The sequence below is a fragment of the Lapillicoccus sp. genome (assembly GCF_046595215.1).
Taxonomy (GTDB): domain Bacteria; phylum Actinomycetota; class Actinomycetes; order Actinomycetales; family Dermatophilaceae; genus Lapillicoccus.
Map to the genome: position 1 here is coordinate 24,692 of NZ_JBKJPP010000075.1, position 9,234 is coordinate 33,925.

General features: G+C 69.6%; 11 protein-coding genes. All 11 read left to right on the forward strand.

The window, feature by feature from the left end:
* Nucleotides 1–45 precede the first annotated feature (45 nt).
* Nucleotides 46–870: an L-threonylcarbamoyladenylate synthase gene (locus ACLL9L_RS06365; RefSeq protein WP_411283801.1), complete on the forward strand. Its 825-nt coding sequence runs from the start codon at nucleotides 46–48 to the stop codon at nucleotides 868–870.
* A 64-nt stretch (nucleotides 871–934) separates the two neighbouring features.
* Complete coding sequence (gene glyA, locus ACLL9L_RS06370) at nucleotides 935–2,218, forward strand: serine hydroxymethyltransferase (protein ID WP_411283802.1); 1,284 nt, start codon at nucleotides 935–937, stop codon at nucleotides 2,216–2,218.
* A gap of 25 nt (nucleotides 2,219–2,243) precedes the next feature.
* On the forward strand, nucleotides 2,244–3,344 hold the full coding sequence (locus ACLL9L_RS06375) for an MraY family glycosyltransferase (protein WP_411283803.1): 1,101 nt from the start codon (nucleotides 2,244–2,246) through the stop codon (nucleotides 3,342–3,344).
* Between the two features lie 109 nt (nucleotides 3,345–3,453).
* A complete protein-coding gene (locus ACLL9L_RS06380; RefSeq protein ID WP_411283804.1) occupies nucleotides 3,454–3,924 on the forward strand; it encodes a hypothetical protein in 471 nt (156 codons plus the stop codon).
* Between the two features lie 23 nt (nucleotides 3,925–3,947).
* A complete protein-coding gene (locus ACLL9L_RS06385; RefSeq protein WP_411283805.1) occupies nucleotides 3,948–4,223 on the forward strand; it encodes a hypothetical protein in 276 nt (91 codons plus the stop codon).
* Between the two features lie 103 nt (nucleotides 4,224–4,326).
* Nucleotides 4,327–5,136: a F0F1 ATP synthase subunit A gene (gene atpB, locus ACLL9L_RS06390; RefSeq protein WP_411283806.1), complete on the forward strand. Its 810-nt coding sequence runs from the start codon at nucleotides 4,327–4,329 to the stop codon at nucleotides 5,134–5,136.
* A 90-nt stretch (nucleotides 5,137–5,226) separates the two neighbouring features.
* Nucleotides 5,227–5,457 (forward strand): ATP synthase F0 subunit C, encoded by a 231-nt coding sequence (gene atpE, locus ACLL9L_RS06395; protein ID WP_411283807.1) that lies wholly within the window; start codon nucleotides 5,227–5,229, stop codon nucleotides 5,455–5,457.
* Nucleotides 5,458–5,501: 44 nt separating this feature from the next.
* The gene (locus tag ACLL9L_RS06400) at nucleotides 5,502–6,140 is read left to right on the forward strand and encodes a F0F1 ATP synthase subunit B (RefSeq protein ID WP_411283808.1); all 639 of its coding nucleotides are present in this window, start codon (nucleotides 5,502–5,504) and stop codon (nucleotides 6,138–6,140) included.
* On the forward strand, nucleotides 6,140–6,952 hold the full coding sequence (locus tag ACLL9L_RS06405) for a F0F1 ATP synthase subunit delta (protein WP_411283809.1): 813 nt from the start codon (nucleotides 6,140–6,142) through the stop codon (nucleotides 6,950–6,952). Before ACLL9L_RS06400 ends, ACLL9L_RS06405 begins: the two co-directional genes overlap by 1 nt.
* 88 nt (nucleotides 6,953–7,040) lie before the next feature.
* Nucleotides 7,041–8,681, forward strand: a complete 1,641-nt coding sequence (gene atpA / locus ACLL9L_RS06410; protein WP_411283810.1) for a F0F1 ATP synthase subunit alpha — start codon at nucleotides 7,041–7,043, stop codon at nucleotides 8,679–8,681.
* Between the two features lie 99 nt (nucleotides 8,682–8,780).
* On the forward strand, nucleotides 8,781–9,234 hold a 454-nt coding region (locus tag ACLL9L_RS06415), incomplete at its 3' end, for a F0F1 ATP synthase subunit gamma (RefSeq protein ID WP_411283811.1).

Genomic DNA, 9,234 nt, shown 5'->3' on the forward strand with positions numbered 1-9,234 from the left:
GGAGGGCGTCCGGAGCTCGCAGGAGCCGGGCATAGGGTTCGGCAGATGAGCGAGGTCTTCGACTGCAGGGCGCCCGAGGGACTGGCCGCGGGCCTCGAGGCCGCTGCCCTGGCCGTCCGCGACGGCAAGCTCGTCGTCCTGCCCACCGACACCGTCTACGGCATCGGCGCCGACGCCTTCAATGCCGACGCGGTCGCGGCCGTCCTCGCCGCCAAGGGCCGGGGCCGTGAGATGCCGCCCCCGGTGCTCGTCCCCAGCACCCGCACCGTCGACGGTCTCGCCCGGGAGGTGCCCGACTATGTCCGCGCCCTCGTCGCCGCGTTCTGGCCCGGAGCGCTGACCGTCGTGGTGAAGTCCCAGCCGTCGCTCTCCTGGGACCTCGGCGAGACCAACGGCACCGTGGCGATCCGGATGCCCGACAACGAGGTCGCCCTCGCCCTGCTCGGTGACGTCGGGCCGATGGCCGTGACGAGCGCCAACCTCACCGGCTCGCCCGCGGCCCGCACGATCGAGGAGGCGCAGACCCAGCTCGGCGCTGCGGTGTCGGTCTACCTCGACTTCGGTCCGGCGACCGGGACGGCCGCGTCGACGATCCTCGACTGCACCGGTGCCGTCCCGCTCACCCTTCGCGAGGGCGCCCTGCCCCGGACGGCCATCGACGAGGCCCTGGCCGAGGCGGAGCGGGTCGCGGAGGCGGAGCGGCTCGTCGCGGCGGAGCGGGCCGCCGCCGAGGTGCGCAAGGCCTCACGGACGCCGCGACCGGTCCGGGGACGACACGCGCCCACTCCGCGGGCCACGCCCCCGCCGTCGACGCGCCGCGCCGGCCGGGTGGCGGGTCAGCGGCGCCGTCCCCACGGCCGGGGGCTCTAGAGTTGCAGGGCTGGGTCCGGCGAAGCCGCAGCGACCTGAAGACCCTCGACCTCGTGGAGCACTGATGAGCACCGACCAGACCTTCTACGGCTCCGACTTCGGGGCTCTCTCCTCCTTCGACCCGGACATCGCCGGCGTCCTGCTCTCCGAGCTCGACCGGATCCGCGGGGGACTTCAGCTGATCGCCAGCGAGAACATGTCCTCGCCGGAGGTGCTGACCGCCCTCGGCTCGACGCTGTCGAACAAGTACGCCGAGGGATACCCGGGCCGCCGCTACTACGGCGGCTGCTCCGAGGTCGACAAGGCCGAGCAGATCGCTCTCGAGCGGTGCACCGCCCTCTTCGACGCCGAGCACGCCAATGTCCAGCCGCATTCGGGGGCGAGCGCCAACCAGGCGGTCTACGGTGCCTTCATGAAGCCGGGCGAGACCATCCTCGCGATGTCCCTGCCGCACGGCGGCCACCTCACCCACGGCAGCAAGGTCTCCTTCTCCGGCAAGTGGTTCAATGCCGTCCACTACGGCGTGGACAAGGAGACCGAGAACATCGACTACGACCAGGTCACGGCGCTCGCGCGGGAGCACCGGCCGAAGGTCATCTGCGCCGGGGGCAGCGCGATCCCTCGCCTGATCGACTTCGAGTTCTTCCGCAACCTCGCCGACGAGGTCGGGGCGATCTTCTGGGTCGACGCCGCCCACTTCATCGGCCTCGTCGCGGGCCGGGCGATCCCCAGCCCGGTGCCGTGGGCCGACGTCGTCACCTTCACGACCCACAAGGTCCTGCGCGGCCCGCGCTCGGGCGCCCTCGTCTGCACGGCCGAGCACGCAGCGGCCCTGGACAAGGCCGTCTTCCCGATGATGCAGGGGGGCCCGCAGATGCACACCATCGCGGCGAAGGCGGTCAACTTCAAGGAGTGCGCGACGCCCGAGTATGCCGCGTACGCCACGCAGGTCATCGCGAACGCCCGCCAGCTCGCGACGAGTCTCGGGGAGCACGGCATCCGCCCGACGACCGGCGGCACCGACACCCACCTGTCCCTGCACGACCTCCAGGGCGTGGGCGTCACCGGCGCCGACGCCGAGGTGCGCGCCGACGCGGCCGGGATCGTGCTGAACAAGAACGCCATCCCCTTCGACCCGCAGAAGCCCAATGTTGCCTCGGGCATCCGGGTCGGCACGCCCTGCGTGACGACGCAGGGGATGGGCACCTCCGAGATGGTGACCATCGCCGACCTCATCGCCACCGCCGTGATCAAGGGCGACGCCGACCCCGGGCACGCCGTCTCTCAGCAGGTGCGCGCCGAGGTGAGCGAGCTCGTGACGCGCTTCCCGGCATACCCCCGTCCCTGACGCCGATGGACCCCGGGGGCCGCCCGTGAGGGAGTACTTCCTCATCTTCATCGTCGCCGCGGCGATCACCTACCTGTCCACGCCGTTGGTGCGCGCCCTGGCGGTGGTGACGGGCGCGTTCACGCCCGTGCGCGAGCGGGACGTGCACAGCACCCCGATCCCGCGCCTCGGCGGCGTGGCGATCTTCCTCGGTTTCGCCGCCGCCGCCCTCGTGGCCCGGCAGCTGCCCTTCCTCTCGGGCGTCTACAGCAGCGGGCAGATCTCAGGCATCCTCATGGGCGCCGCCATCGTCTGCCTCGTCGGGGCCGTCGACGACATCCACGAGCTCGACTGGATGACGAAGCTGGCCGGTCAGGTGCTCGCGGCGGGGGTGATGGCCTACAAGGGCGTGCAGCTGCTGGCGATCCCCTTCTTCGGGACGGCCACGGTGCTGCCGGCCCCCGCGCTCGTCGCGGTCACCGTCCTCATCGTCCTCGCGACGGCCAACGCGGTGAACTTCATCGACGGGCTTGACGGGCTCGCCGCGGGTGTCGTCGGCATCGCCGCGCTGGCATTCTTCAGCTACTCCTACCTCCTCTCGAAGTCGTACTTCCCGGCGAACGTGTTCACGAACGCGGCGTTCGTCACGGCCGCCGTGCTCGGTTGCTGCGTGGGGTTCCTGCCGCACAACTTCCACCCGGCCCGGCTGTTCATGGGCGACTCCGGGGCGCTGCTCCTGGGGCTCTTGCTCGCGTCGGCGACGATCTCGATCACCGGCAACGTCGACCCGAGCCAGTTCACCGGCGGCTCCGTGACCGCGGCGCTGCTGCCGATCGCGGTGCCCCTCGCGGTCCTCAGCCTCCCGTTCCTCGACATGGTCTTCGCCGTGGTGCGCCGGACCCTCGCCGGCCAGCGGCCCTGGCACCCCGACTCCAAGCACCTGCACCACCGGATGCTCGAGATCGGCCACGGCCACCGCACCGCCGTCCTCATCCTCTACCTCTGGGCCGCCCTGCTCTCGCTCGGCACGGTCTCCTTCGCGTTTGTCGAGGGCTGGCGGGCCGCCCTGGGCATCACGGTGGCCAGTGTCGCCGCCGTGGCGCTGACCGTCTGGCTGCCGAGGTGGAGTGCGGCACGGCGCTTGTGATACCTTTCACAAGCGTCGGGAGGCTCACCGTCCCACCGGCCGCGGAGACGTCCCTCGGGGCGAGTCTCGTTGATACGTCAGCCCATCATGACGCCAGAGTAGGGAACTCATGACCTCCGATCGGGTAGGCGCAGCGTCACCCGAGAGTGCGCTGTTTGCCGCCATGCTGAGGACGGCTCTGCTGCCCGGCGCGGCCTGCGGCGCGGTCGCCGTCGCGCTCTTCTGGGTCGCGAGAGGCCTGTCGGGGGGTCTGGCCGCAGCCGGGGGTGTGGTCGTGGCGCTGGTCTTCTTCGGCGCGGGCCTGCTGGTCATGAAGCGTCTCGCCACCGACAACCCCATGACGTTGGTGACCGGGGCGCTGGCGGTCTTCCTCGGACAGGTGATCTTTCTCGGCGTCATCATCCTCACCCTCAGCAGCGCGGACTGGCTCGACGGCGTCGCCTTCGGAGCAGCCGTCCTCGTGGTCGCGATCGCGTGGCAGGTCTTCCAGGTCGTCGCGTTCGCCCGGACGCGCCGACCCGTCTACGAACCGTCCCCCGTCCCCGACGACGCCGCAGACGCGTCCGGGCCGGTGGAGTGACATGCCACCCCGAGGAGCCGGCCATGGCCGATGCACCGTCGAATCCCGGCGAGCCCCCCGCCCCCCGGCCCCCGGGCGGCAGTGTCCCGGATCCGGACGCGGGACACCCTCGTCTCCAGGAGTCGGCGATGTGGAACACCGTCGCCTACCTGATCTCGGGGCCGGTGATCTTCGGGGGGATGGGCTGGGCACTCGACCACTGGCTGCACACGGGATTCCTCGTCGTTCTCGGGCTGCTCGGGGGCATGGCCATGTCGCTCTACCTTGTGTGGTTCCGGTACGGTACTCAGCAGCAGTGAGGCCTCCGGCGCGCTCCGGCATGGATGGAATGCTGGCTCTCACACCCCGGGCCGGGCCCGGATCCGCCCGCCCCTGTCCCACGCATCAGATGGAGGAGACGCTGTGATCTTGTCCGTGCTCGCCACGTTGAGCACCGCGCCCGCCGAGACCGGCGGTGGTTTCGAGGCGCCGACACCGCAGGAGTTCTACCAGCCGCTGGTCGGGGACGGCGCGTTCGCGCTGACCCGCCCGTCCGTCGTCATCATCATGTCCGTGGCGCTGATCTCCTGGTGGCTCGTCGCCACGACCCGCCGGGCAACCGTGGTGCCCGGCAGGACCCAGTGGGCCACCGAGAACGTCTACAACCTCGTGCGCAACGGCGTGGCACGGGACATCATCGGCAGCAAGGACTTCCTGCGCTTCGTGCCCCTGTTGTTCTCGATGTTCATCCTGATCCTCGTCAACAACCTCTTCGGCATCATCCCGCCGGTGCAGTTCCCGACCATGGGGCGGGTCGCGTTCCCCATCGCGCTCACCCTCGTCGTCTTCGTGGTCTACCACTTCCTCGGGATTCGGCGCCAGGGACTGGGGGGCTACTTCAAGGCCCTCGTGCCGGGCGGGTTGCCGTCCTGGATCGTGCCGTTCATCTTCGTGCTCGAGGTCTTCACCTTCTTCGTCACCCGACCGCTCACCCTGGCCCTGCGGTTGTTCGGCAACATGTTCGCCGGGCACCTGCTGCTGCTGCTGTTCATCACCGGTGGTGAGTACATGTTCGCGACCGGTGGGCTGGGGCTCAAGGTCGCCGCAGGCGGGTCGTTCGTGCTCGCCTTCGTGATGACGGTCTTCGAGCTGCTCATCGAGTTCCTGCAGGCATACATCTTCACCCTGCTCGCAGCCACCTACATCGCCGGCTCCCTCGTCGACGAGCACTGACCGGCCCACGCTTCACCCCTGTACCACCAGCCATCACCAGACTCCGCCGGCGCCGTGCCGGTCCGGAGACCTAGAACGAAAGAGGACATCGTGAACGGGACCATCAACCTCGGCGGAAACATTGCCATCATCGGCTACGGCCTGTCTGCCATCGGCCCCGGCATCGGCATCGGCCTGATCTTCGCCGCCTACATCAACGGCGTCGCTCGCCAGCCGGAGGCCCGTGGCCAGCTCCAGTCGATCGCCATTCTCGGGTTCGCCCTCGCGGAGGCGCTGGCGATCTTCGGTCTGGTGCTCGCCTTCGTCTTCAAGAGCGCCTGACCCCCGACGCCCCCAGTCCCGCACCCATGTCTCAGGAGGTTGCCGTGCAGTTCCATGCAGGCCTCACGTCACTCAGCGCCGCCGCCGGTGATGAGGCCAACCGTCTGCCCGTCCTGCCCCACCCGGGCGAGCTGATCTTCGGGATCATCGCGATCGCCATCCTCTACGTCGTCGTGCAGCGCAAGGTCGTGCCGGCGCTGGAGAAGGTCTACGCCGAGCGCACCGCGGCGATCGAGGGCGGGATCAACAAGGCCGAAGAGGCGCAGGCGCAGGCGCAGGCGGCCCTCGAGCAGTACAACGCCCAGCTGAGTGAGGCGCGGACCGAGGCCTCCACGATCCGCGAGGACGCGAAGGCGCAGGGCGCGCAGATCATCGCCGAGCTGCGTGAGAAGGCCAATGCCGAGGCGGCGCGGATCACCGAGAGCGCCCACAAGCAGATCGAGGCCGAGCGCCAGCAGGCGTCGGTCCAGCTGCGGGGCGAGGTCGGTCGCATCTCGACCGACCTGGCCAGCCGCATCGTCGGGGAGTCCCTGCACGACGAGACCCGCCAGAAGGGGATCGTCGAGCGGTTCCTCGCCGAGCTCGAGTCGGGCGCGATCAAGCCGGAGCGGGTCGCCGCCGGCCACGCCGGTGAGTCCGTCGGCGACGAGGCCACCCGGACCACACCGGGGCAGGACGCCTGATGCAGGGCTCGTCCCGCGGCGCGGCCCTGGCGGGCGAGGACGCCCTCGGCACCGCCCTCGACTCGGGGGTGAACTGGACGACGCTGGCCGAGGACCTCTTCGCCATCGCGGCGGCCATCGACGACAACGCCACCCTGCGCCGCGCCCTCGCGGACCCGTCGCGCCAGGGCGACGCCAAGGCCGACCTCGTCGGCCGCTTGTTCGACGGCAAGGTCACCCCGGGAGCGGTCGAGCTGCTCAAGGCCCTCGCGTCCCAGCGCTGGTCCACGGAGCGAGACCTCTCGGACACCGTGGAGAGCCTCGCGGTCGAGACGGTCGTCTCGTGCGCTGAGCAGGGTGGTCGCGCCGACCAGCTCGAGGACGAGCTCTTCCGGTTCGAGCGGATCGTGGCCGGCAACGTCGGGCTGCGCGAGGCGCTGACCGACCGACGCGGCGACGTTCACGGCAAGGAGCAGGTCATCAGCCGGCTGCTCGAGGGCAAGGTGGCCGAGGAGACCATCCGGCTCGTCCGGCAGGCGGTCCTCGTCCCGCGTGGCCGGCGTTTCGACCGGGTGCTCGAGACCTACCTCGCGATCGCCGGCGCCCGGCGCCAGCAGCTGTCGGCCACCGTCATCAGCGCGGTCGACCTTGACGAGACCCAGCGCGGGCGCCTCGTCAACGCCCTCAGCACCCAGTATGGCAAGGCGGTCCACCTCAACGTCGTCGTCGACCCCGCGGTCATCGGCGGCATCCGCGTCCAGATCGGCGACGATGTCGTCGACGGCACGGTCCTGCGCCGCCTCGAGGGTGCCCGCCGCCACTTCGGCGTCTGACCTGGACCCGCAGCACCCCCCCGCACCACCCGCACGCGACACCAGCTCCGGCCCCGCCAAGGGCCGGCAACCGAGGAGAAGAGACACCATGACGGAGCTTTCGATCCGTCCGGAGGAGATCCGGGACGCACTGGACAGCTTCGTCCAGTCCTACGAGCCCGGCGCGGCCTTGCGCGAAGAGGTCGGCCGGGTGACGGACGCCGGCGACGGCATCGCCCACGTCGAGGGACTGCCCTCGGCCATGACCAACGAGCTGCTCCAGTTCTCTGACGGCACGCTCGGCATCGCCCTGAACCTGGACGTCCACGAGATCGGCGTCGTCGTCCTGGGTGACTTCAGCGGCATCGAGGAGGGCCAGGAGGTCAAGCGCACCGGCGAGGTCCTGTCCGTCCCCGTCGGCGACAACTTCCTCGGCCGCGTCATCAACCCGCTCGGCCAGCCGATCGACGGTCTGGGCGAGATCGAGGCCGAGGACCGTCGCGCCCTGGAGATCCAGGCGCCGTCCGTCGTCCAGCGCAAGTCGGTGCACCAGCCGCTGCAGACGGGCCTCAAGGCCGTGGACGCGATGACCCCGATCGGCCGCGGCCAGCGCCAGCTGATCATCGGTGACCGCCAGACCGGCAAGACGACGGTCGCCATCGACACGATCATCAACCAGAAGCGCAACTGGGAGAGCGGCGACCCGGAGCAGCAGGTGCGCTGCATCTACGTGGCCATCGGGCAGAAGGGCTCGACCATCGCCGGCGTCAAGGGCACGCTCGAGCAGGCCGGGGCGCTCGAGTACACGACGATCGTCGCGGCGCCCGCCTCCGACGCGGCGGGCTTCAAGTACCTCGCTCCCTACACCGGCTCGGCCATCGGCCAGCACTGGATGTATGCCGGCAAGCACGTCCTCATCGTCTTCGATGACCTGTCCAAACAGGCCGAGGCCTACCGCGCGGTCTCACTGCTGCTGCGCCGTCCGCCGGGCCGAGAGGCCTACCCCGGTGACGTCTTCTACCTGCACAGCCGTCTGCTCGAGCGCTGCGCCAAGCTTTCGGACGCCATGGGCGGTGGCTCGATGACAGGCCTGCCGATCATCGAGACCAAGGCCGGTGACGTCTCGGCCTACATCCCGACCAACGTCATCTCGATCACCGATGGTCAGATCTACCTGCAGTCCGACCTCTTCAACGCCAACGTGCGTCCTGCCATCGACGTGGGTGTCTCCGTCTCCCGGGTCGGAGGCGCTGCGCAGATCAAGGCCATGAAGCAGGTTGCCGGCCGGCTCAAGATCGACCTTGCGCAGTTCCGCGCCATGGAGGCCTTCGCCATGTTCGCCTCCGACCTGGACCCGGCCTCGCGTGCCCAGCTCGCCAAGGGTGCCCGCCTGATCGAGCTGCTCAAGCAGAAGCAGGCCTCCCCGATGGCGGTGGAGGAGCAGGTCGTGGTGATCTGGGCCGGAACGACCGGTCAGCTCGACGACATCGCCGTCGCCGACATCAAGTCCTTCGAGTCGCAGTTCCTCGATCACCTGCGCCGCGAGAAGCCGGGTCTGTTGTCGGCAATCCGCGAGACCAAGAAGTTCGAGGACGACACCGAGAAAGGGCTCATCGACGCGATCGACGCCTTCAAGGAGCAGTTCCTCGCCGGTGGCAAGGACAGCGTGCCGATCGGTCGCGAGGCTGAGGCAGGTGCCCTGCCCGAGGACGAGGTCGAGCAGGTCCAGATCGTCAAACAAAAGCGATGACCCGTATGTCGGGTGGTCGCATCTGACCACCCGGCGCCGCTCGCTGCACGGTGAGCACACGTCATACCGAATCGAACTTTCAAAGAGAGGCGGGAACACATGGGAGCGCAGATGCGGGTCTACCGCCAGCGCATCCGGTCCGTCCAGGCGACCAAGAAGATCACCCGCGCGATGGAGCTCATCGCAGCCTCGCGGGTGGTCAAGGCTCGCCAACGGGTCATTGAGTCCACGCCCTATGCGCGTGCGCTCACCCAGGCCGTGTCCGCGGTGGCGACGTTTTCCAATGTCGACCACCCGCTGACCAAGGAGCACGCGCAGGTGCGCCGGGCGGCCATGGTCGTCATCACCAGCGACCGCGGCCTGGCCGGCGCATACTCCTCGTCGGTGCTGAAGGAGAGCGAGAAGCTCGCCGAGCTGTTGCGCGAAGAGGGCAAGGAGGTCATTCCCTACCTCGTGGGTCGCAAAGCGGTGGGCTTTTACAAGTTCCGCCGCCGCGAGTTCGCCCAGGAGTGGTCCGGCTTCTCCGACAGCCCGACGTTCGAGGTTGCCCGCG

What these genes read in the sequence shown, in the direction of transcription:
- ACLL9L_RS06365 (WP_411283801.1), top strand. Translation starts at nt 46, where the DNA reads ATGAGCGAGGTCTTCGACTGCAGGGCGCCCGAGGGACTGGCCGCGGGC.
- glyA (WP_411283802.1), top strand. Translation starts at nt 935, where the DNA reads ATGAGCACCGACCAGACCTTCTACGGCTCCGACTTCGGGGCTCTCTCC.
- ACLL9L_RS06380 (WP_411283804.1), top strand. Translation starts at nt 3,454, where the DNA reads ATGACCTCCGATCGGGTAGGCGCAGCGTCACCCGAGAGTGCGCTGTTT.
- ACLL9L_RS06385 (WP_411283805.1), top strand. Translation starts at nt 3,948, where the DNA reads ATGGCCGATGCACCGTCGAATCCCGGCGAGCCCCCCGCCCCCCGGCCC.
- ACLL9L_RS06405 (WP_411283809.1), top strand. Translation starts at nt 6,140, where the DNA reads ATGCAGGGCTCGTCCCGCGGCGCGGCCCTGGCGGGCGAGGACGCCCTC.
- atpA (WP_411283810.1), top strand. Translation starts at nt 7,041, where the DNA reads ATGACGGAGCTTTCGATCCGTCCGGAGGAGATCCGGGACGCACTGGAC.